This is a genomic window from Bizionia hallyeonensis, from assembly GCF_042657385.1.
In the GTDB taxonomy this organism is placed as follows: Bacteria; Bacteroidota; Bacteroidia; order Flavobacteriales; family Flavobacteriaceae; genus Algorimicrobium; species Algorimicrobium hallyeonense.
The window spans coordinates 264,118-285,963 of sequence record NZ_JBHSLA010000004.1; the positions used below are offsets into that span (position 1 = coordinate 264,118).

Genomic DNA, 21,846 nt, shown 5'->3' on the forward strand with positions numbered 1-21,846 from the left:
TTAACAAGGTTCCTTTTTATTTCTAAAAAAAAAAAAGACTCATGGAGATTACCTAAAAAATTAATCTTTTAGTATTTGAAATGTTTCTATTGTATCATTAAATTCTATTTGGGCAAAATAAGTTCCCGTATCTAAATTGGACATATTTATTTCCGCATATAGATTATTAAAAGAACCTCTATAAACCTCTTGCCCTAGAACAGTAAATAATGAAATAGATTTAATAGTCTTTTCAGCTTTTAGCATAATCGTATTTTGAACTGGATTAGGATAGTATGAAAACCCATTTTTAAACTCACTGTTTAAACCTAGGCTATAACTTCCTTCCGTAATTTCTAATAACTGATTGGCATTTACATTTTCTAAATAATCAACAGTACCACTTAACCACGTAACTTTCACATAATCAATAACGTCATGCGTGCCTACACCAAATATTTCAGTGTTTGAATTTTGAGCTAAATACCCTTCCCCACAAAGTGTGTAACGATATTGCTTGTTTCCATTAATTGATATTTCAATACGAGAACCAATGCCATCCCTATTACTTAACACACCTGTTAACTTAACTTTTAACCACTTATTAGCATTTATTGTTTTATTTTCCCATAAATACATGTTTTGATAATTAATATTGCTAACCGCTATATCTGGAAACCCGTCATTATTAAAATCGCCGACAGCATTTGAATAACTTTTGGCCGCATCTCCAACAAAACCAGAATCTAAAGAATTTTGGAAGGTATTATTTCCTCGGTTTTTATAAAAAGCAGACGATCTAAATGGTGGGTTTGAGCCATCATATTCGCAGCTTACATAAATATCTTCATCCATATCATTATCTGCATCTAAAAACACAGCGCTCCACGCGTAGCTATGCAATCGCGTTCCTGAAAATATAGCGAGGTCGGTAAAGGTACCATCACCATTATTTCTAAATAACACATTTCCATCTGTTGGTGTATTGGTTATATAAATATCAAACCAACCATCATTATTAAAATCACCAATAGTTGTAGTCATAGCATCAATATAAATACCGGTGTTAGAAGATGTGCTGACATCTGTAAAGGTGCCATCCCCATTATTACGGTACAAAAAATTCTGATTAAAATACTTATCACTTGATAAGTATATATCTTGCCAGCCATCATTATTATAATCGAAAAATGCCGAACAAAAAGTCATGTGGCTATCGTTATCAAATCCGGCTTGCGCGGTAACATCTGTGAATGTATTATCACCATTATTTTCATAAAAATAATTAGGTTGAGCATCCATTTCACTTCGGTTACTAATAAAAACATCTAAAAAGCCATCATTATTATAATCGCCCCAAGAAGCTCCATAAGATTCGAAATTTCCTGTTGGCAAACCTGCCGTAATGGTAATATCTACGAAATTAGAATTACCATTATTGAGGTATAACCTATTACCTTCGGTGTTTGATGTTACAAATAAATCTTTATCACCATCATTATCAATATCCACCCAAACAACCTGTTTTTGTTGACTTGTATTCAGCGGAATATTTAAATTATCAGATTCAAAAATGCCATTTACATTCTTAAAAAAAATGATTTTATAATCTTCTTGGGTGGCCATTGTAATATCATCCCAACCATCATTATTATAATCACAAAATGAAATACCATTTCCCAAATAGGTTTGACCTGCTGTGACTACCAATCCTAAATTGGTGGCTTCATTTACAAAACTAACTTGTGCTTGTAAAAAGCAAGTAATAAGCAGAAAAGCAGTTAAAAAGCAGCCTTTATTCATAAGAATTTAAGTTAAATAATGACTTACTAATATAACAAATAAAACACACTAATCTATTCTCGTAATTTTTACAAAAAAAAGCGCCATTCTTTGTTATAAGAATGGCGCTTTATATAATGTTACTTTAAATATTATTCTCTAGTAAAGGTTTCCATAACAGCATCGCTAACACCCATATTACTAAATCCACCATCGTGAAATAAATTTTGAAGGGTTACTTTACGTGTTAAGTCACTGAACATTGTGATGGTATAGTTTGCACAATCCATAGCGGTTGCATTGCCTAGTGGTGACATTTTTTCTGCATATGAAATAAAACCATCAAACCCTTTTACACCACTTCCAGCTGTTGTTGGCGTTGGAGATTGCGAAATGGTATTAACGCGTACTTTTTTATCACGACCAAAGAAATAACCAAAGCTACGTGCAATACTTTCTAACAAGGCTTTATTATCTGCCATATCATTATAATCAGGAAAAACGCGTTGAGCTGCCATATATGTCAATGCAACAATACTTCCCCATTCATTCATAGCATCTTTTTGATACAGTGTTTGCATGACTTTATGAAAAGAATTTGCCGAAACATCCGTTCCTTTTTGTGTCCAATCGTAATTTTGATCCGTGTAATGGTTTCCTTTTCTAACGTTGATAGACATTCCAATAGAGTGTAAAACAAAATCTATTTTACCGCCTAAAATCTCCATAGATTTTTCAACTAGGTTTTCTAAATCTTCAACAGATGTAGCATCAGCAGGAATAATTTGAGAACCTGTTTTTTCAGCCAATTGGTTTATTTGTCCCATTCGCATAGCAACTGGCGCGTTGGTTAATACAAATATACCACCTTCTTCATGCACGCGTTCTGCTGTTTTCCAAGCTATTGAATTTTCATCTAAAGCTCCAAATATGATTCCTTTTTTTCCTTTTAATAAATTATATGACATAGTTTCTCGTGTTGATTCGTGTTTAATGATTTTCAAAGATAGTATTAATTCAACAATTGTTTAGCATGTGCCATTGCCGAAGTGGAAATTTCTATACCTCCAAGCATTTGTGCTATTTCTACAATGCGTTCATCATGGTTTAGAAGCTTTAAATTAGTTTGGGTAACCTCACCAACATCTTCCTTATAAACTTTAAAGTGCGTATTACCTTTAGCTGCAATTTGTGGAATATGTGTTATGGTAAAAACTTGCATACTGCGACTCATGTTTCGCATAATTTCACCCATTTTATTAGAAATTTCTCCCGAAACGCCAGAATCAATTTCATCGAACATAATGGATGGTAATTGCACATAATTGGACAATATAGACTTAATAGCTAACATAATTCGTGACAACTCACCTCCTGACGCTGCTTTTTTAAGTTCGTTAAATGCACCGCCTTTATTGGCTGAAAATAGAAACGATAAATTATCTTTTCCATTTGACTGATAGGTTTCTGTAGCGTTCAACGTGATATTAAATTTGGCATTAGGCATTCCTAATTGCTGCAAAATAGCTTCTAATTCTTTAGTTAAACCTGGAATAGCAGCCAAGCGTTTTTTATGAATGGTATTTGCCAAGGCATCTATAGCTTTTTTAGCAACTGCAACATCATTTTGTTTATCTGCAATAGTATCATCCAGTTTTTCGGTAACACTTACCTTTTCCGATAAATCATTTTTAATGACAATAAGTTCTGAAACATTGCTTACAAAATGTTTTTTAAGAAGTGTGTTTAGTAATTCCAATTTATTGCTAACCAACAACAACTGTTCTGGATCTAAATCTAGATTGTCTTGTAGTCTTTCGATTTCCGTGAAAATATCATTAATTTCAATGGAGCTACTATTGATTCTATTAAAAACATCTTCATATTTAGATGAAAATTTCGAAACTCTTTGCAGACTATTTTTTGCTGCAAGTAAGGCTGACATGACGCCTATTTGTTCTTCGCTTAGCAGTTGATTAACGTGTGCTAATTGCTCTTTTATATCCTCAACATTGTTCAGTGTTTCATAAGTTTCTTCTAACTCTTGAAGTTCGCCTTCTATTAAATTAGCCTCTACTAATTCTTTTAACAAATAGGAATTATAATCGTGTTCTTTAATAGCTTCTGCCTGGAACTTTAAAAGCTCATCATATTCTTTCTGAAGTATTTTAAACGTTTTTAAAGCAATTTTATAATCCTGTAATTCCTGACTATTTTTAGCCAACGCATCAATAACTTGAAACTGATACGCATCATCCATTAATTGCATGGTTTCATGTTGCGAGTGAATATCAATTAATTCCGCTCCCAAGCTTTGCAGTCCGCTTAAGTTTACTGGAGAATCGTTTACAAAAGCGCGCGATTTACCAGATGGTAAAATCTCCCGTCTAATGATGGTTTGTGCATCATAATCGAAATCTAATTTTTTAAATAAGGCTTGAAGTTTATAATTGGAAACATCAAAAACAGCCTCAATAACACATTTTTTTTCGCTGTCTTTTAATGCACTTAAATCGGCTCGTTTACCTAAAATTAAAGATAATCCACCTAATAAAATAGATTTTCCAGCACCTGTTTCACCCGTAATGATTGTCAATCCTTGGTTGAAATTTACCTGAAGATTATCTATTAATGCGTAATTTTTTATGGATAAAGCTGTTAGCAAAGTGTTTTAGATTAAATGGTTACTAAAATAATAACAACTACTTTTTACAATACTCTTATTAAGAGAATTTCTTAAAATTTAATATTTCGCCATTTGCTTGAGTACATAGGCGCTACACGGTTTAATGTTGAAAGTAACTTGGTTATTTCAACATTAGGACCACTTGAGAATATCTGTTCAATTTCATCGCCTTTGGCATCAAAAAATGTTCGTAATAAAAAGGAATTAGGGCGACGTCTGTTCATGGCTTCAAACTCCTCAATAGCACTTGCTATAATAGTTTTAGCCTTTTTCTGGTCTTCACTCATGGTGTCTAAGCCCAAGCGATGATAGTCGTACATAACCTTTCTATATTCCTTGAATGTAGGCGATAATAAATTATCAATTAAAGCAAAACGTGTTTGTAAACCATCTTCAAGTTTCCAGCCTTTTGCATTTTCTTGTTGCGAATAATTTACAATAGTTTGTGCTTGTTTAAGATACGGATCTCCTCCTTCAAATTGAAACGAGTCGGCATCTAATCCTAAAATCATGTAAACGTGAAAGGCAATGACAGAAACTAAATTGGATTCAAACTGATTTTCGTTATAAAGTAAGTTTTCAAACTCTACATACTGAAATGTAAAATCTTTATCATTAATATTGTAAATGGGTGTTCCGTAAGTAGACCCGTAAACCGGACGAGATGATTGCACTTGAATGGTAGCCTTAAAAACATCGCCGGAGTATTCGGTAATATTAATAAACATACCGCACTCTACGCGTTCTTGAAAAGCATATTCCTTATTAGTCCATTTTGTATTATTTACAAACTCTTTTAGTTGTTTTTCAAGCGTTTTAAAGACCTGCAAGTTTTCATTACCTGTAAATTGGGCATTTACCACAATGTTACAATTTAACTCTTGGCTATAGGTTGAAAAGGATAAAATGACTAAAAAAAATACAAAAAATCTATGCATGCAATTGGTTTATTATAGCATTTAAAATATCTACGGCTACGGCTTCTTTAGACTTTAAATCAAACGTTGTAATGGTTTCATTACGATTAATAAGTGTTACCTTGTTTGTGTCAGATTTAAAACCAGCACCTTTGTCCTTAAGCGAATTTAACACAATTAAATTTAAATTCTTGGCCTTTAGTTTACCTTTCGCGTTTTCAATTTCATTATTTGTTTCTAAAGCAAACCCGACTAAAAACTGTTTTTCCTTTATATGTCCCAAAGACGCTAAAATATCTTTGGTTTTTTCTAACTCTAAAGATAACGTTTTTTCTTTCTTTTTTATTTTTTCAGTCGCAGCAATTTTTGGTTTATAATCGGCAACAGCTGCGGCTAAAATGGCAATATCAACAGTTTTAAAAAAGCTATGTGCTGCGTTATACATTTCATCCGCAGATGTAACGGGAATAATGGTTACAAAACTATGCGCTAATTTTTGATGTGTTGGACCAGAAATTAAAATAACTTCAGCTCCTAAATTAGCAGCAGCTTTTGCTATTTCGAAGCCCATTTTTCCACTGGAATGGTTCCCTATAAAGCGAACAGGGTCTATTGCTTCATAGGTAGGGCCAGCCGTAATTAATACTTTTTTACCGCGAAGTGGTGATTTACTTAAAATATCATTTTCTAAAAATGCAACAATATCATCAGGTTCTGCCATACGCCCTTCGCCTACTAAACCACTAGCTAATTCGCCACTGGTAGCAGGAATCATAATGTTTCCAAAGTTTTGTAAGGCTTTAAATGATTCTAAAGTAGAAGGATGTTTATACATATCCAAATCCATTGCAGGCGCAAAATAAACGGGACATTTAGCTGAAAGGTACGTTGCTAATAATAGGTTATCGCAAACACCATGAGCCATTTTAGACAAGGTATTGGCTGTGGCTGGTGCAATAATAAGTAAATCGGCCCAAAGACCTAATTCTACGTGATTGTTCCAAGTTTCATTATCATCATCTGGATTTGTAAATGATGAATGTACCGGATTTTTGGAGAGTGTGGACAATGTTAAAGGTGTAACAAAGTCTTTAGAAGCAGGTGTCATAACGACTTTTACGTCTGCACCTGCTTTTATAAAAGCTCTAACCAATGTCGCTGTTTTATAAGCGGCTATACCAGCACTAATGCCTAGTAATATTTTCTTACCGCTTAATAGTGACATATAGTTATTATTCCTTAGAATCGTCCTCTGTGTTTCTGTAATAAATTTTACCATCTAACCATTCTTGAACTGCTAATGCATGTGGTTTTGGTAATTTTTCATAAAATTTAGAAACTTCAATTTGCTCTTTATTTTCAAAAATCTCTTCTAGACTATCGTTGTAAGTAGCAAACTCTTCTAATTTTTCAATTAGCTCTTTCTTAATTTCAGAATTTATTTGTTCTGCGCGTCTTGATATTATTGAAATTGCTTCATAAATATTTTCCGTAGGTGCATCAACTTTGTTTCTATTGTAAGTTGTTGTGTTTACTGGCGCATTAATCTTCTTTAAATCCATATGTAAGTTTATTAACTTTTCGTACTGTAATTTTCTAATTCTTTTTCAATTTCTTCAATCATTTTATCTGCTTTTTCTAAATATTCTGAATTAGCATATGATCTTTTCAAGGTATAGTAATAGGATTTTGCATCTTCTAAACGCTGCTCTTTTTTACTATATACACTGTTAATAGCTAGTTGATAAGCGGAATCAAATTTTATGAAGTATGCTTCCTCACGATAAATAGTTCCAGGAAAATCAAAAATAAAATTATCAATCGCTTTTATTGGGGCATTAAAATCTCGTGTATAACCCGCAATAGTATTGAATTGTTTGGCTATACCAAACGCTTTTTTCTCTAATTTAAAATCCAATTCTCTCACTAACTTGTTAGCTTCAGGTATGAATTCCGACTCTGGATACAGGTTAATAAAGCTTTGAAATTTATCAATAGCTTCTTTGGTTTCGTGCTGTTCTTTAGAAAAAACCGGCGATAACATATAAGCACTTTTAGCACTTAAAAATGCAGCTTCTTCCACTTTTTCACTGTTTGGATAGGCATCCACAAAACGCTCAAAATGATAGCTTGCTAAATACCAATCTTCTTCCTCATAATAACATTTAGAATTCAGGTATGATAATTTTTCAGCTTGGGGTTTCCCTCTATAAACGGGTAGTATTTGTTCAAACAATTTATTTGCTTTGGCATACTTTCCAGCATTATATAGTTTTTCACCTACCGTATATTTGGTTCCCGAATCAACTGACTTTAAGGCCTTTTGATATTCGCTACAAGAACTTAAAAGTGTGCAAGTTAGAATTATGTAAAGAAATTTCTTCATAGTTTTAATACAGTTGGCAAAATTAAGGTAATAAAATGGATTTTAAAAATATTTATTTTGCTAAAATACAAGCTAAAATAAGGTAATCATTAGGATTAAGTATTATTTAACGCTTATACATAGGTATTAACGAAACCTGTTATAGTTTTCTTTAGTTCATCAGTTGCTTCAACCAATGGTAGTCTAACCGTTGATTGACATAATTTCATGGCGTTTAAAACGGCTTTTATCCCTGAAGGATTGTTCTCCGAAAAAATGAAACTCGTAATATCCATTAACTTATTGTGCAACTTGAAAGCCTCCTTATTTTTACCTTCTAATCCTAAATGAATCATTTGTGCAAAATCTTTAGGGAATGCCTGGCCGATAACAGAAATAACACCAGAACCACCAGCAAGGGTTACAGGCAAAGCTAAATCATCATCTCCAGAAATAACCATAAATTCAGTTGGTTTATCATTTAATAAACGTAGGTATTGCCCCATATTTCCAGCAGCTTCTTTTACTGCCACAATATTCGTGCAGGAGTTTGCTAACGCAATAATAGTTTGCGGAAGCATATTAGATCCGGTTCTTCCTGGCACGTTATATAATATTATTGGTTTTGGGCTGACTTTTGAAATGGCTTCAAAATGCGCACTAATTCCTGCTTGCGTTGGTTTACTATAGTAAGGTGATACTGATAAAATAGCGTCTATATCAGAAAAATCAGTCTCTTGGATTTCTGCAATTACCGCAGCGGTGTTATTGCCTCCAATTCCAAGAACCAATGGCACTCGCTTGTTATTAGCTGTTACTATTGTATTAATAATTGCTTGTTTTTCTGCCGAAGTAATGGTGACACTCTCTCCGGTTGTACCAGCAATAACAATATAATCCATGCCGTTTTCAATATTGAAATTAACAATACGTGTTAAGGCTTCGTGATCTACAGATAAATCGGTTTTAAAAGGTGTAACAATAGCTATTCCTGCTCCAGTTAATTTATGCTTCATGTTTAAGTGTCTTAAAAACTTGTAAATATTTTAGTAATTCGATTTTAAAAGCATCAAAATCGTTTAGAGGAGTTTGAATAATTAAATCATTTAATCGTTCATCTTCCTGAAAAATGCTCGCTTTAAAATAGGCTTCAGATTTGGCTGTAAGCAATTTTAAATGCAATAGGTCCGTTGCATAAAAACTAATGAGTAAATCATATTTAGTATTTAAAAACGTATCCAACTCCGTATTTAGTATAGTTCCGTTCCATCCTATATCTTTAGGGCTATAACAGGATTCCCAAGAAAGTAACTCTGTGTTTTTAGCTTCCGTATAGGCAATAACTTTTAATTTGTTTGGTAAAATATGCAAACTTGAAGTTAAAGTATCAAACATTGCTAAGTTTGTCACCTCATCGGCATTAACAATAATACCAACACTTTCAATTACTTGTGCTTTTGAAGTGCCTTCTGAATTGTTCAGAATAGACTGTAAGTGTTTTTTAATAGAATTTTCTTTAAAACCCTTTAAAATCATTATATCTTTATGCTTTACACAAAGATACTAAAAGTACGTACATAAGCGTATTAATTTTTTTGTTTATACATATGAAATTACAGCATTTACTCCTAACAATTATAGGGCTTACATTATTTAATTGTAAGCATGATACCTGGCAATTAAAACAGATTAAAGGGGAACAAATTACCATTACCGACTCCCTAAAATCTGACCCTGACATTGAGGCCTTTATTAAACCCTATCGCGAACATGTAAATAATGATTTAGATAGTGTGTTAAGCTATGCCGTTGATACATATTCTAAGAGCGATGGTGAATTCAATACGGCTATTGGAAATTTGTTTGCTGATGTTATCTATGAGCAATCCAATCCTGTTTTCTTCCAAAGGACGGGCAAAAACATTGATATGGTTCTACTAAATCATGGTGGTATTCGTGCTATAATTTCCAAAGGCCCAGTTTCGGCAAGAACAGCTTTTGAAATTATGCCGTTTGAAAATAGTATTGTTGTGGTAGGTATAAAAGGTAGTCAAATTAACTTAATGACAGAATACTTATCAAAAGCTAAACGCGCGCACCCCATTGCAAAACTAAATTTAGTGTTAGATGCAGATTATAGTGTAAAAGAGGCAACTATTTCCGGCAACCCTATTGATGTTAACAAAACCTATTACGTGGCAACCAACGATTACCTATATAATGGTGGTGATCATATGACCTTTTTTAAACCTGAAGAATCTATAGAAATTTTAGATTATAAAATTAGAAATGCGTTTATAGATTACTTTAAAAAGACAGACACAATTAGCCCTGTTATTGACAACCGCTTTATTAAATTAAAAAATTAATCCTATGAAACGTCGCGAATTTATTCAACAAACATCCGCTTCTGCCGCTTTTGTAACTGTAGGCGGTTTGGGGTTATCGTCCTTTTCTTCACCTGAAAAAACAACTAAAATCACGATACTTCATACCAACGATGTACACAGTCATATTGATCCGTTTGGCCCTGAAGATGGCCGAAACCCTAATAAAGGTGGAGTTGCCAGACGTGCCACATTAATTGATGCCATCCGAACCGAAAATCCAAATACATTATTACTGGATGCAGGCGATATTTTTCAAGGGACACCCTATTTTAATTATTATGGTGGTGAGTTGGAGTTTAAACTCATGAGTAAGTTAAAATATGATGCAGCTACTATTGGAAACCATGATTTTGATAATGGATTAAACGGCTTACATGCACAATTACCGCACGCGGAGTTCGATTTTCTATCTGCCAATTACGATTTTTCAAACACCATAATGGATGGGTTTGTAAAACCCTATAAAACGTTTACCAAAAATGGTATTAAAATAGGTGTATTTGGTTTAGGAATTGAACTTGCTGGCTTGGTAGACAAAATTATGTATAAGGAAACCAAATATTTGGATCCTGTTGAAATAAGTCAAGATATGACGCGTATTTTAAAAGAAAATGAAAAATGTGATTTAGTAATCTGCTTATCTCATATGGGCTATTACTACAAAAACAATTCTGATAAAATTAGCGATTTAAGTTTAGCCGCAAAAACAAAAGATATAGATTTAATAATTGGTGGTCATACACATACTTTTTTATCAAAACCAACGGTTGTTAAAAACAGTTTAGGCAAAAATATGCTTGTTAACCAAGTTGGTTGCTTCGGGATTAACCTCGGGAAAATAGAGTTTTATTTTGATAAAGATAAAAATATGACCAGTACTGGAACTTCCATCATTGTTTAAACGCCAATCGTTTCTGCCGTAGTTGAAACCTTGCTTAGTACTAAGCGTTTTTTTCGTTTTCTATTATATTCAATAATATAACCGAATAAAAAGAACAGCCCCAGTACATGTAAAAGTCTATCTAAAACGACAAACATATCGTGATACACATAGTAATTACTGATATAATAAAGTACATCCGAAAAAACAAAGCAAAGCGCTGTAGTCAAAAATAGAATAGATGCTTTCGTATCTTTATTTAAATACGTAGCAAACGCCATAAAAACTAAAGCCATGAGTGCAATGCTTTTTACAGCAAATAATGCAACTTCTGTCGTATCCGAAATTTGTATTTGTAAAACCGTAAATAGTTGATACATTAAATACGCGTTAATAGAAATCACGAGCAGTAAGCAAATACCGACAACCTTATCTATATTAAAAATTCGAATTCTTGAAACCGCTGCATAGCCTAAAGTAAAGTAACTAATACAATAAAATAAGCTTGAAAGACTTACCATAAAAGGGTCTGAAAAGAATACAGACGAAAAATCTCCCAAAAAGGAAAACACGAGAAAAGTAATCATAACCGCATTTATGTATTTATTTTTAATTAAATAATACATAAACAAAAAAGGAATAAACATTGGTTTCGTTACTTGAATCAGTAAATCATTTTCGCTCAAAATTGCGAAGACATTTATAAATACAAGAAAAAACAGAACGAATACAAGATTCCTATTGTAACTAATTTGTAGCCAATTTTTCACAGTAGATATTCATAAGTAGGTTGAAACAAATATAGCAAAAAAAAGTTAGTTTATCGTTTCAAACGTGCATTTCATCGAATAATATGTTAAAATTTGGCATATCCATCAATTTTAGACACGATATTAACACATGTAAAAGGAATTTTTTATTGAAAAAAGGAATTTTGTAAACTATGCAAAGAAATGCACTTTCTTGTTTTTCACTTTAGATTGAAAGTAAAAGAAGCAAAAGGCTAAAACAAATAATATGGTTTGGGCAATATTGAGCACATCCTGATCTGCTATGTAGAAATAAGCAATTTGGATCACTTCTGAAAAAACAATACAAACAGAACCAAAAAATAAGAGCAAGGTTTTTTTATTGTCGTTATAAAAATAACTAATTAAAGAAATAGTCAATAACAAGAGCATAACAATATTATAAACAAACTCAACACCTATTAAATAACCCGAGGAATCAATTTGAAATTCTGGATTAACAATCGTTATTAAAACATAAATTATATAAATATTCAGCACCAGCAAAACAACGACATGTATCAAATAGCTTTTCAAAACTTTCCTCAAATTTATAGTTTTGAAAACCTCTAGAATTAAAAAGACATAAGCCAAGATATATGTAGCGTTTCCTAGCAAGTAATACATGTCTAATCTATGTTGACTCCAATCAAAACTGAAATAATCTAGAATAGTCGAAAGTTCGGCAATAGAGAATAAAACAAGGAATAATGAAAAGTATTTAGACCTTTCAGATACGTTAATGAAGTATAACACCGTAAAAAATGGTACAATTAAAGACTTGCTTCCGCTTGAAAGATATTCTTGACCACTAAATTGAAAAACGGCAAACAACACGCACAAAGCAATTATAAAAAATATTATAATATTGGTAATCTTCATTAATAACTATTGTATTAAATGGCAAATATAAATATAAAATTTGCGATTAATCGTAAATTTTGGCATTTTATCGATGAAATCACATATTCATCATGAAATCATACTTAAAAAATCTTGTTCCGATATAATGGAAATACCTAAAGAATCTGCTTTTTCTTTTTTGCTGGGCCCCATATTATCACCAGCAACCACAAAATTTGTTTTAGATGAGATTGATGATGATACTTTACCTCCATTATCCTCAATCAGTTTCTTTAATTCGTTTCTAGAAACGACATGAAAAACACCTGATACTACGAACGCTTGACCTTCTAATTTATTGGTTTGATTGGCTAATTTTTCGGCTGAAATTTCCATTTGCACACCAAATCGTATTAACCGTTCAACAATTTCAATATTTGTTTGTGTTTGGAAAAAATCGGTCACACTTTCTGCTATTCGTACACCAATTTCATCAACAGTTACTAAATCAATAGTTGTTGCATTCGCTATAGCGCCAATTGTTTTATAATGCTTTACTAATTTTTTAGCTACAGTTTCACCTACATATCTAATGCCTAGAGCAAATAAAACACGTTCAAACGGAACGTCTTTACTGGCTTGAATACCATTTAATAAATTTTCGGCACTTTTTTGTGCCATCCGTTCTAATGGCAAAATATCTTCTATGGTTAATTCATATAAATCCGAATAATTTAAAATCAATCCAGCATTAACTAATAAGGCAACAGTTTCTCCTCCCAACCCATCAATATCCATTGCTTTCCTACTAATAAAATGTTGGATTCTACCAATAATTTGTGGTTTACAACCATTATAATTTGGACAATAATGTTGTGCTTCCCCCTCTTGCCTAACTAAAGCGGTGTTACATTCTGGACAATGCGTAATATACTGAGTGGGTTGTGAATCTGCTGGACGCTGACTTAAATCGACAGCAATTATTTTAGGAATAATTTCGCCGCCTTTTTCAACAAAAACCATATCACCTTCACGAATATCTAATTTTTCAATTTGATCTGCGTTATGCAGTGATGCTCGTTTTACGGTAGTTCCAGCCAATTCTACAGGTTCTAAATTAGCAACCGGTGTAATAGCTCCCGTTCTACCAACTTGATATGTAATTTCATTGAGTCGGGTAGAAACTTGTTCGGCTTTAAATTTATAAGCCATAGCCCATCGTGGTGCTTTAGCCGTATAGCCTAATTCTTCTTGTTGTTGCAAATCATTCACCTTAATAACAACACCATCGGTTTCATAAGGCAAATTGTGTCGATGAATATCCCAATGCGCAATAAATTCTAAAACCGCATCCATGGAATTTACTTCTTTTGCTATTTCAGGAACTTTAAATCCCCAAGAGCGTGCTTTTTCCAAGCTTTCAAATTGGGTTTTTATATTGAGATTATTTCCTGTAATATTATACAACAAACAGTCTAACGGTCGTTTAGCAACTTCACTACTATCTTGTAACTTTAAACTACCAGAGGCTGTATTTCGTGGATTTCTATAAGGTTCCTCTCCTATTTCTATCCGCTCTTCATTCATTTTAATAAAGCCTTCAAAAGGTAAAACTATTTCACCGCGAATATCAAATTTCTCCGGATAATCACCCTTCAATTGTAAGGGAACAGACTTAATGGTTTTAATATTAGCCGTTACATTATCACCTTGAAAACCGTCACCCCTTGTGACTGCTTTTAGTAATTTACCATTTTCATAAGTGAGACTGATAGATGCTCCATCATATTTTAATTCACAGGTATAGCTAATAGCACCATCCACCATTTTTTTAATTCGCGTTTCCCAATCTAGCAAGTCCTCTTTAGAATACGAATTCTCTAGGGAATACATACGATGCTCATGAGCAACCGTTTCAAAATTCTTGGTGATTTCACCACCAACTCGTAAGGTAGGCGAACTAGCATCATAAAATTCTGGGTGTTTTGCTTCAAGTTCTTGAAGTTGCTTGAGTTTTACATCAAATTCAAAATCAGAAATAGTGGGATTGTCTTGTACATAATAATTGTAATTATGCTGACGCAATTCGTCTCGTAATGCTTTTATTTGTTCTTGTATACTCATAAACTTATTTCATTCCTTTTAGCATGCGCTTATTTCCGAACATATCGTTTTTTAATTCAATGTCTTTATATAGTGTCGTTTTCAGTAAGGTTTTCATTTCGGCGCCAAGATATTGATTAATTTCAAAAAACAGCAAACCATTCTCCTTCAAAGCTCTCATAGCATAGTCGGAAATTGCGTTATAAAATTGCAACGGATTATCATCTTTTACAAACAAAGCCAAATGAGGCTCGTGCTGTAGGACATTATTTTTTATTTCTACTTTTTCAAGATCACGAACATAAGGTGGATTAGACACTATCACATCAAAAAAACCTGTTGCCGATTTCAATATGTCATTTTGAATATCTAAAATACTATCTTCAATACATGTAATAGAAACGTTATTCAATTTCGCATTTTCTCGAGTCACTTGTAACGCTTCTGGACTCACATCTACAACATAAACATGTGCATTTGGTAAATGCTTTGCCAAACTTATAGCAATACAACCCGTTCCTGTGCCAATATCTAATAATTTTAATGGTTGATCCTTTTTTCCTGAAAGCGATTTTAAAATCCAATCTACCAATTCCTCGGTTTCTGGTCGGGGAATTAAAGTATGTTTGTTCACCTTAAATGGCAATCCATAAAATTCGGTTTTACCGATAATATGCTGAATGGGTTCCTCTAATTTTAATCGACTTAAAGCCTCAAATAGCGGTTGTTCCTCTTCTTTCGTTATGGTGTAATTTGGCTCTAGAACTAATGAAATTCGGTTTAATCCTAAATAAAAATCGATGAGAATATTAAAAAAACTGCCCACTTCATCGGTTCCATATATGGAATCGAGTTCTTGATGAAATATGTTTTGGATCTCTTTTAAAATCAAAATATAATTGTTTGTATATTTCCTTGGTTCATAATTGTTTCAGCATCCAAACATTACAAGAATAATGACCTGTACTTCCCATGGAAGCAGACAAAGGCTGAAAACCAACCTTTTTATAAAGCTTTTGTGCGCCAACCATAAATGGTAAGGTTTCTAAATAACAGGATTCAAAACCAAATTCTTGTGCTTTTTTCAGACAAACAGCAATCATTTTAGAGCCCAAACCCAAACCGCGGGCTTCGGGTAAGAAATACATTTTTTGTAATTCGCAAACAGTTTCAGCTGCTCCTTCTAAAGGCGCAATGCCACAACCTCCAATAATTTTTTGGTTATTAACAACAACAAAATAAGCCATTTTAGGTTTGTTATAGGTTTCCGTCATCACATCTAATGCCGCATCTTCATAAGCTGTTCCTACTTTAGGTCCATCTAACTCCTCAAAAACAGAGCGAATAACAGCTGCAATTTGCGCATTATCTACTTGGGTAATTTCTCTAATAACAATATTATTTTGACTCACTTTAATGTCTTATTTTTACATCTTGAAATTCTGGGATGAAGATACATGAAAAATACATAAATCGTTGCATTGAAATTGCCAAAAATGGATTGGGAACTACGGCTCCAAACCCTATGGTAGGCTCGGTAATTGTATATAAAAATCAAATAATTGGCGAAGGTTATACAAGTCCCTTTGGCGGACCACATGCTGAAGTTAATACCATTCAGTCAGTTAAAGACAAAACACTTTTAAAAGAGGCCACGCTATATGTAACTTTAGAACCTTGTAGCCATTTCGGGAAAACACCACCTTGTAGTGATTTAATTATAAACCACAACATTCCAAATGTTGTTATTGGAACGACAGACACCCATAGTAAAGTAGCTGGTAATGGCATTAAAAAGTTAATAGAAGCTGGATGTCATGTTACCGTTGGCATTTTAGAAGATTCCTGTAAAGAACATCACAAGCGTTTTTTTACGTTTCATAATAAGAAACGGCCTTATATTATATTAAAATGGGCTGAAACTGCTGATGGTTTTATAGCACCAAAAATTCGTAACGAACAAAAACCCGTTTGGATTACCAATGAATTTTCACGTCAATTAGTTCATAAATGGCGCACTGAAGAACAAGCCATTTTAATAGGAACCAACACAGCTTTGGCAGATAACCCAAGCTTAACCGTTAGAGATTGGACAGGTAAAAATCCCATTCGGTTTGTAATGGATAAACAGCAGAAACTTTCCAATGATTTCGCCGTTTTTAATAACGAAGCTGAAACCATCCGGATTACGGAAAGCGATGTCGATTTTAACAAACCACTTGCCTTACAAATTGGTGAGTTTTTACATAAAAAGAACATTCAATCCGTAATTATTGAAGGTGGTGCACGAACACTTCAAACCTTTATTGATGAAAACTTATGGGATGAAGCCCGTATATTTACAGGGAAAACGACATTTACAGAAGGCACAAAAGCGCCTAGTTTTTCTGGTGAATTACTAGAAGAAATGTCTATCCAAGATGATACGTTACGGATTTTCAAAAATATGATATGATTAAAATACTTATTTTCGACTTTGGCGATGTATTCATCAATTTAGATAAAGTTGGCGCTATGCAAAACGCTCTAAATCTATTTCAATTAAAAGAATTTTCGCCTGAAATGATTGCTTGCAACGAAGCTTATGAGCAAGGCCAAATATCTTCCGAAGCATTTATTACTTTTTACAAAAATGAATTTCCTAATTTAAGTGAACCGGAGATTTTAGATGCTTGGAATTATATTTTAAAAGATTTCCCAACACATAGATTAGCGTTTTTAAAACAATTGGCATCCGATAAAAAATACCAACTCATATTATTAAGCAATACCAATGCGCTTCATATTAAATGGATTCAAGAGCGCGTTGCTTTTTATGACGACTTTAAATCGCAATTTGACCAATTTTATTTATCGCATGAAATCCAATTACGAAAACCCAATCATTCTATTTATCAATTTGTTTTAGATCAGAATAATTTAAATCCTAAAACGTGTTTGTTTATTGATGACACGGAAGAAAACATACATGCTGCTTCGCAATTAGGTATTCATACTTGGCACATTAACCCCGAAACAGATGATATTGTTAATTTATTCAACGTTAAAAAAGACCTCTTTTGATTTATTTACTTTTAAGCATATTAGCGTCCACCATTATTTTTGTGCTATTTAAGTTGTTTGATAGGCACCAAGTAAACACGTTACAAGCTATTGTTTTCAATTATATTACAGCATTTTCTATTGGAGTAATTGCCTATGAAGATCCTATAAATGTCCACGCCATTATTTCTACCGAATGGTTTTATGGCGCCATATTTTTAGGCTTTTTATTCATCGCCATTTTTAATGTTATGGCTATTACATCCCAACGTGTCGGTTTATCGGTTGCCAGTGTTGCCACAAAAATGAGCGTGATTATTCCCGTAGTTTTTGGCATTTATGTATATAAAGAAAGCGCAGGTTTATTTAAAATTATTGGTATTGTTGCCGCTTTATTGGCTGTGTATTTATCATCCATGAAATCGGGAACGCGTATTAAAAATAAAGCCTATTACATCTATCCTATTATTATATTTTTTGGCTCTGGAATTATAGATACCTCCATTAAATATATTGAAACAACCTATTTACCCGATAATGGTATTCCTATCTTTTCGGCAACCATTTTTGGTTTTGCTGCTCTAATTGGTTTAGGCACGATACTCATTAAAAAACTTCAAGGTAAGTTTAAATTTAACCCTAAAAGTTTAATTGGCGGCTTGGCTTTAGGAATTGTTAACTACGCATCTATTTATTACATTCTAAAAGCTTTAGATCACGAAACTTTAGAAAGCTCCACCATTTTTACCGTTAACAATGTGGCTATTATTTTGCTTACCTCGCTTTTGGGTTTATTCTTATTTAAAGAAAAGCTTTCTACAAAAAATTGGATAGGTATTAGTTTAGCCGTAATTTCGATTTTGTTAGTAACCGCCTTGTAAATGACACTAAAAGACACGTATAAAACCATTTCAAAACCTTCTGAAGAAGTCTTATTTAAAGATAAAAACAGCAAGTTTTTTGGTTATGCTTTTCCTATAAAACATGAAGATGATGTTAAGGAACACCTAGATACTTTAAAGAAAAAACATCATACAGCGGGACATTGGTGTTATGCGTACCAAACTGGTATGGATGAGACCCAAATTTATTTTAGAGCCAATGATGATGGCGAACCTAATAATAGCGCAGGCATGCCTATTTATGGGCAAATTCAATCCTATAATGTTACAAATGTGCTCATTGTGGTTGTTCGTTATTTTGGAGGTGTAAAACTAGGCGTTGGAGGCTTAATACATGCTTACAAAACAACAGCTCAAATGGCTTTGGAAGCATCAAAAATTGTTAAGCGCACTATAAACAAGCAATTTCTTATCCGATTTGACTATAAGAATATGAACAAAGTAATGCGTGTTATAAAAGAGAACAATTTAAAAATTGTTGACCAAACATTAGAACTCGATTGTCAAATTATTATTTCCGTTCGCCTTAAGGAGAGCAAAAAAATATCAGAAAAATTTGAAGCTATTTACGAAGTATCTATTACGGAACGTGATTAAAACAATTCTATCTTCTTCAAAATATAATCTGGACACTTCATGGGGCGTTTACTATTCATATCAATAAACGCTAAAACGGTATTTGCAGTTACCAAAACATCACCTGCCGCATTTGTAATTTCATAGTCAAATTCTATCTTCACTGAAGGGTTTTTTTTAAGCTGTGTTTTTACTTTAATAACCTCATCATAAAGGGCTGACTTCTTATAATTTAAGCTCATAGAAATTACAGGGAGCATAACACCACTTTTTTCCATTTCATTATAAGAGAGACCCATTTTCCGGAGCCATTCCGTTCGACCCATTTCCAGATATAACGCATAATTCCCATGATGAACCACTCCCATTTGGTCGGTTTCACCATATCTCACTCTTATAGGTATTTCATCGTAAAAGAACATCTTATTTGAATATTTTTTTGTAGTTTAGGCAATGCATTAAGTATGCGAAAAAATATCTTAATATTCAATAGAGTTTCATTTTTTTTTTAAGATTTTTGTTCACATATTTGCCAAGCTAAAGATCAATAAGGGAATTTCATTTTCCCGATAAACTACTAACGAATAAATTTGTAATTTTATAATGAGTGTAACTGCGCAATCGGTATGGGGAAATTGTCTGGAATTTATTAAGGATAATATTCAACCGCAAGCATATAAAACATGGTTTGAGCCTATAGTCGCAGTAAAATTCACTGATAACGCACTAAGTATTCAAGTCCCAAGTAAATTCTTTTACGAATGGCTGGAAGAACATTACGTTAAAATTTTAAAAGTTGCTTTAACCAAGCAGCTTGGAGAAAATGCCAAATTAGTTTACATTATAAAAATGGAAAACACCTATGGCAACAAGCAACCTTTTACAGAGCGAATTCCTAGTGCAAATCGTTCATCGGTTAAAGCGCAAGACGTAGATATTCCTTTAAACAATAAAAATCCAGAATTGCGAAACCCTTTTATAATTCCTGGCATTAGGAATGTAAAAATTGAATCGCAATTAAACCCCAATTATAGTTTTGAAAACTTTTTAGAAGGTGACTCTAACCGATTAGCACGAAGTGCAGGTTTAGCTGTAGCGGCAAAACCAGGTGGAACATCCTTTAACCCATTATTAATTTTTGGAGGTGTTGGTTTAGGAAAAACGCATTTAGCCCATGCTATTGGTGTGGATATTAAAGACAAATATCCTGAAAAAACGGTTTTATATATTTCAGCAGAAAAATTTACGCAACAATATATAGATGCGGTTAAGAAAAATAACCGAATTGATTTTATTCACTTTTATCAAATAATTGATATTTTAATTATTGATGATGTTCAGTTTTTATCAGGCAAATCAGGAACGCAAGATGTTTTTTTCCACATATTTAATCACTTACATCAAAACGGAAAACAAGTTATTTTAACGAGTGATAAAGCACCTGTTGATATGCAAGATATTGAACAACGCTTATTATCACGTTTTAAATGGGGACTTTCTGCCGAATTACAAAGCCCAGACTTTGAAACCCGTGTGTCTATATTGAAAAACAAACTTTATAGAGATGGTGTGGAAATGCCAGAAGAAATTATTGAGTATGTTGCCAAACATATCAAAACTAATATTCGTGAATTAGAAGGTGCTATTATTTCATTAATTGCACAGTCTTCTTTCAATAAAAAAGAAATTACTGCAGATTTAGCCAAACAAGTGGTTGAAAAGTTTGTAAAAAATACTAAACGTGAAGTTTCTATAGATTATATCCAAAAAATTGTATCTGATTACTTCCAAATGGATGTGGATACATTACAATCTAAAACTAGAAAGCGCCATATTGTTCAAGCACGTCAGTTAGCCATGTTTTTTGCTAAAAAATACACGAAAGCTTCATTGGCAAGTATTGGTTCACAAATTGGAAAACGTGATCATGCAACGGTATTACATGCATGTAAAACGGTTGATAATTTATCATCTACCGATAAGCAATTTAAAAAATATGTAGACGATTTAACTAAAAAATTGTCTGTTTAATCCTCTAAATTATATTTCCGATGTCTCGGGATCCAAATATTACTAAAATACTCATGGTTTGTTTAGGCAATATTTGCCGCTCACCTCTAGCTGAAGGCATTTTAAAATCGAAACTACCAGATACTGGTTTTTTAGTAGATTCGGCCGGAACAGGAAATTACCATGTTGGTGATACACCAGATCCGCGCTCCATTAAAATTGCTAAAAAATACGGATTAGATATTACAACACAACGCGGAAGACAGTTTAGTGTTGCCGATTTTGACAACTTCGATTATATTTATGTAATGGACAATTCCAATTTTGAAAATGTTGTTAAACTAGCCAGAAATGCCAATGACATTGCCAAAGTACACTACATATTAAACGAAATATATCCCAATCAAAATCATAGTGTCCCAGATCCGTACACTGGCGGCATCCAAGGTTTTGATAACACCTTCAAAATGCTGGATGAAGCGTGCTTAATACTCTCTCAAAAACTTCTTAAATAATTGTATATCACTATTTAATATTTTAAAATAATGAGTCGGTTGGTTATTTTTTGTAATTTGTGCTAACA

The 21,846-nt window shown here is 33.0% G+C and carries 23 protein-coding genes; 8 read left to right on the forward strand and 15 right to left on the reverse strand.

What is annotated here, in order from left to right; translation table 11 throughout:
* Positions 1-60: 60 nt before the first annotated feature.
* From ACFPH8_RS11700 to ACFPH8_RS11740, 9 genes are all read right to left on the reverse strand, one after another.
* The gene (locus ACFPH8_RS11700; protein ID WP_376861144.1) at positions 61-1,782 is read right to left on the reverse strand and encodes an FG-GAP-like repeat-containing protein; all 1,722 of its coding nucleotides are present in this window, start codon (positions 1,780-1,782) and stop codon (positions 61-63) included.
* Between the two features lie 131 nt (positions 1,783-1,913).
* Positions 1,914-2,729 (reverse strand): enoyl-ACP reductase FabI, encoded by an 816-nt coding sequence (locus ACFPH8_RS11705; protein ID WP_376861146.1) that lies wholly within the window; start codon positions 2,727-2,729, stop codon positions 1,914-1,916.
* A gap of 44 nt (positions 2,730-2,773) precedes the next feature.
* Positions 2,774-4,426, reverse strand: coding sequence for a DNA repair protein RecN (gene recN, locus ACFPH8_RS11710; RefSeq protein WP_248398767.1), 1,653 nt, complete (start codon positions 4,424-4,426; stop codon positions 2,774-2,776).
* Between the two features lie 71 nt (positions 4,427-4,497).
* Positions 4,498-5,385 (reverse strand): type IX secretion system protein PorD, encoded by an 888-nt coding sequence (gene porD, locus ACFPH8_RS11715; RefSeq protein ID WP_248398764.1) that lies wholly within the window; start codon positions 5,383-5,385, stop codon positions 4,498-4,500.
* The gene (coaBC, locus tag ACFPH8_RS11720) at positions 5,378-6,589 is read right to left on the reverse strand and encodes a bifunctional phosphopantothenoylcysteine decarboxylase/phosphopantothenate--cysteine ligase CoaBC (protein ID WP_376861149.1); all 1,212 of its coding nucleotides are present in this window, start codon (positions 6,587-6,589) and stop codon (positions 5,378-5,380) included. The genes porD and coaBC overlap by 8 nt, the downstream gene beginning before the upstream one ends.
* A 7-nt stretch (positions 6,590-6,596) precedes the next feature.
* Positions 6,597-6,926, reverse strand: a complete 330-nt coding sequence (locus tag ACFPH8_RS11725) for a DNA-directed RNA polymerase subunit omega (RefSeq protein ID WP_376861151.1) — start codon at positions 6,924-6,926, stop codon at positions 6,597-6,599.
* Between the two features lie 11 nt (positions 6,927-6,937).
* Positions 6,938-7,750 carry an outer membrane protein assembly factor BamD gene (locus ACFPH8_RS11730; protein ID WP_248398756.1) on the reverse strand — a complete coding sequence of 271 codons (813 nt, stop codon included), beginning with the start codon at positions 7,748-7,750 and terminating at the stop codon, positions 6,938-6,940.
* A gap of 113 nt (positions 7,751-7,863) precedes the next feature.
* A complete protein-coding gene (gene dapA / locus ACFPH8_RS11735; RefSeq protein ID WP_376861153.1) occupies positions 7,864-8,745 on the reverse strand; it encodes a 4-hydroxy-tetrahydrodipicolinate synthase in 882 nt (293 codons plus the stop codon).
* On the reverse strand, positions 8,735-9,265 hold the full coding sequence (locus tag ACFPH8_RS11740) for a DUF6913 domain-containing protein (protein ID WP_376861155.1): 531 nt from the start codon (positions 9,263-9,265) through the stop codon (positions 8,735-8,737). The genes dapA and ACFPH8_RS11740 overlap by 11 nt, the downstream gene beginning before the upstream one ends.
* A gap of 71 nt (positions 9,266-9,336) precedes the next feature.
* On the opposite strand from ACFPH8_RS11740, the gene ACFPH8_RS11745 reads away from it, so the two are divergent.
* Positions 9,337-10,098 (forward strand): 5'-nucleotidase C-terminal domain-containing protein, encoded by a 762-nt coding sequence (locus ACFPH8_RS11745; RefSeq protein WP_376861157.1) that lies wholly within the window; start codon positions 9,337-9,339, stop codon positions 10,096-10,098.
* Positions 10,099-10,102: 4 nt separating this feature from the next.
* Complete coding sequence (locus ACFPH8_RS11750; RefSeq protein ID WP_376861159.1) at positions 10,103-11,020, forward strand: bifunctional metallophosphatase/5'-nucleotidase; 918 nt, start codon at positions 10,103-10,105, stop codon at positions 11,018-11,020.
* On the opposite strand, the gene ACFPH8_RS11755 is transcribed toward ACFPH8_RS11750, so the two are convergent.
* The 5 genes from ACFPH8_RS11755 to ACFPH8_RS11775 all read right to left on the reverse strand — a co-directional run bounded on the left by ACFPH8_RS11755 (position 11,017) and on the right by ACFPH8_RS11775 (position 16,145).
* A complete protein-coding gene (locus ACFPH8_RS11755; RefSeq protein WP_376861161.1) occupies positions 11,017-11,586 on the reverse strand; it encodes a hypothetical protein in 570 nt (189 codons plus the stop codon). The two genes, ACFPH8_RS11750 and ACFPH8_RS11755, sit on opposite strands and share 4 nt — an antisense overlap.
* Positions 11,587-11,940: 354 nt before the next feature.
* Entirely contained in the window at positions 11,941-12,669 is a 729-nt protein-coding gene (locus ACFPH8_RS11760; RefSeq protein ID WP_376861163.1) for a hypothetical protein, read from the reverse strand.
* 90 nt (positions 12,670-12,759) lie between these two features.
* Positions 12,760-14,754: an NAD-dependent DNA ligase LigA gene (ligA, locus tag ACFPH8_RS11765; RefSeq protein ID WP_376861165.1), complete on the reverse strand. Its 1,995-nt coding sequence runs from the start codon at positions 14,752-14,754 to the stop codon at positions 12,760-12,762.
* Positions 14,755-14,758: 4 nt separating this feature from the next.
* Positions 14,759-15,625 (reverse strand): peptide chain release factor N(5)-glutamine methyltransferase, encoded by an 867-nt coding sequence (gene prmC, locus ACFPH8_RS11770; protein WP_376861167.1) that lies wholly within the window; start codon positions 15,623-15,625, stop codon positions 14,759-14,761.
* Positions 15,626-15,653: 28 nt separating this feature from the next.
* Entirely contained in the window at positions 15,654-16,145 is a 492-nt protein-coding gene (locus tag ACFPH8_RS11775; RefSeq protein WP_376861169.1) for a GNAT family N-acetyltransferase, read from the reverse strand.
* 35 nt (positions 16,146-16,180) lie between these two features.
* Here ACFPH8_RS11775 and ribD point away from each other — a divergent pair, with 35 nt between their 5' ends.
* Genes ribD through ACFPH8_RS11795 form a run of 4 tightly spaced genes read left to right on the forward strand, consistent with a single transcriptional unit; the run spans position 16,181 to position 19,274 of the window.
* A complete protein-coding gene (gene ribD / locus ACFPH8_RS11780) occupies positions 16,181-17,188 on the forward strand; it encodes a bifunctional diaminohydroxyphosphoribosylaminopyrimidine deaminase/5-amino-6-(5-phosphoribosylamino)uracil reductase RibD (RefSeq protein ID WP_376861171.1) in 1,008 nt (335 codons plus the stop codon).
* Positions 17,185-17,796 (forward strand): HAD family hydrolase, encoded by a 612-nt coding sequence (locus ACFPH8_RS11785; protein ID WP_376861173.1) that lies wholly within the window; start codon positions 17,185-17,187, stop codon positions 17,794-17,796. Before ribD ends, ACFPH8_RS11785 begins: the two co-directional genes overlap by 4 nt.
* Positions 17,793-18,656, forward strand: coding sequence for an EamA family transporter (locus ACFPH8_RS11790; protein WP_376861175.1), 864 nt, complete (start codon positions 17,793-17,795; stop codon positions 18,654-18,656). Before ACFPH8_RS11785 ends, ACFPH8_RS11790 begins: the two co-directional genes overlap by 4 nt.
* Positions 18,657-19,274 (forward strand): IMPACT family protein, encoded by a 618-nt coding sequence (locus ACFPH8_RS11795; RefSeq protein WP_376861177.1) that lies wholly within the window; start codon positions 18,657-18,659, stop codon positions 19,272-19,274.
* Here the strand turns inward: ACFPH8_RS11795 and ACFPH8_RS11800 are convergent.
* Positions 19,271-19,675 (reverse strand): acyl-CoA thioesterase, encoded by a 405-nt coding sequence (locus ACFPH8_RS11800; protein WP_376861179.1) that lies wholly within the window; start codon positions 19,673-19,675, stop codon positions 19,271-19,273. The genes ACFPH8_RS11795 and ACFPH8_RS11800 overlap by 4 nt on opposite strands.
* A 181-nt stretch (positions 19,676-19,856) precedes the next feature.
* On the opposite strand from ACFPH8_RS11800, the gene dnaA reads away from it, so the two are divergent.
* Together dnaA and ACFPH8_RS11810 are read left to right on the forward strand one after the other, a co-directional pair.
* On the forward strand, positions 19,857-21,284 hold the full coding sequence (gene dnaA / locus ACFPH8_RS11805; protein ID WP_248398712.1) for a chromosomal replication initiator protein DnaA: 1,428 nt from the start codon (positions 19,857-19,859) through the stop codon (positions 21,282-21,284).
* A 53-nt stretch (positions 21,285-21,337) separates the two neighbouring features.
* Positions 21,338-21,778 (forward strand): low molecular weight protein-tyrosine-phosphatase, encoded by a 441-nt coding sequence (locus tag ACFPH8_RS11810; RefSeq protein WP_376861234.1) that lies wholly within the window; start codon positions 21,338-21,340, stop codon positions 21,776-21,778.
* Positions 21,779-21,846: the final 68 nt, after the last annotated feature.

Excerpts from the sequence above, each read along its gene's own strand:
- ACFPH8_RS11700 (WP_376861144.1), bottom strand. The coding sequence starts at position 1,782 with ATGAATAAAGGCTGCTTTTTAACTGCTTTTCTGCTTATTACTTGCTTT.
- ACFPH8_RS11705 (WP_376861146.1), bottom strand. The coding sequence starts at position 2,729 with ATGTCATATAATTTATTAAAAGGAAAAAAAGGAATCATATTTGGAGCT.
- porD (WP_248398764.1), bottom strand. The coding sequence starts at position 5,385 with ATGCATAGATTTTTTGTATTTTTTTTAGTCATTTTATCCTTTTCAACC.
- coaBC (WP_376861149.1), bottom strand. The coding sequence starts at position 6,589 with ATGTCACTATTAAGCGGTAAGAAAATATTACTAGGCATTAGTGCTGGT.
- ACFPH8_RS11725 (WP_376861151.1), bottom strand. The coding sequence starts at position 6,926 with ATGGATTTAAAGAAGATTAATGCGCCAGTAAACACAACAACTTACAAT.
- ACFPH8_RS11730 (WP_248398756.1), bottom strand. The coding sequence starts at position 7,750 with ATGAAGAAATTTCTTTACATAATTCTAACTTGCACACTTTTAAGTTCT.
- dapA (WP_376861153.1), bottom strand. The coding sequence starts at position 8,745 with ATGAAGCATAAATTAACTGGAGCAGGAATAGCTATTGTTACACCTTTT.
- ACFPH8_RS11740 (WP_376861155.1), bottom strand. The coding sequence starts at position 9,265 with ATGATTTTAAAGGGTTTTAAAGAAAATTCTATTAAAAAACACTTACAG.
- ACFPH8_RS11745 (WP_376861157.1), top strand. The coding sequence starts at position 9,337 with ATGAAATTACAGCATTTACTCCTAACAATTATAGGGCTTACATTATTT.
- ACFPH8_RS11750 (WP_376861159.1), top strand. The coding sequence starts at position 10,103 with ATGAAACGTCGCGAATTTATTCAACAAACATCCGCTTCTGCCGCTTTT.
- ACFPH8_RS11755 (WP_376861161.1), bottom strand. The coding sequence starts at position 11,586 with ATGATTACTTTTCTCGTGTTTTCCTTTTTGGGAGATTTTTCGTCTGTA.
- ACFPH8_RS11760 (WP_376861163.1), bottom strand. The coding sequence starts at position 12,669 with ATGAAGATTACCAATATTATAATATTTTTTATAATTGCTTTGTGCGTG.
- ligA (WP_376861165.1), bottom strand. The coding sequence starts at position 14,754 with ATGAGTATACAAGAACAAATAAAAGCATTACGAGACGAATTGCGTCAG.
- ribD (WP_376861171.1), top strand. The coding sequence starts at position 16,181 with ATGAAGATACATGAAAAATACATAAATCGTTGCATTGAAATTGCCAAA.
- ACFPH8_RS11785 (WP_376861173.1), top strand. The coding sequence starts at position 17,185 with ATGATTAAAATACTTATTTTCGACTTTGGCGATGTATTCATCAATTTA.
- ACFPH8_RS11795 (WP_376861177.1), top strand. The coding sequence starts at position 18,657 with ATGACACTAAAAGACACGTATAAAACCATTTCAAAACCTTCTGAAGAA.
- ACFPH8_RS11800 (WP_376861179.1), bottom strand. The coding sequence starts at position 19,675 with ATGTTCTTTTACGATGAAATACCTATAAGAGTGAGATATGGTGAAACC.
- dnaA (WP_248398712.1), top strand. The coding sequence starts at position 19,857 with ATGAGTGTAACTGCGCAATCGGTATGGGGAAATTGTCTGGAATTTATT.
- ACFPH8_RS11810 (WP_376861234.1), top strand. The coding sequence starts at position 21,338 with ATGGTTTGTTTAGGCAATATTTGCCGCTCACCTCTAGCTGAAGGCATT.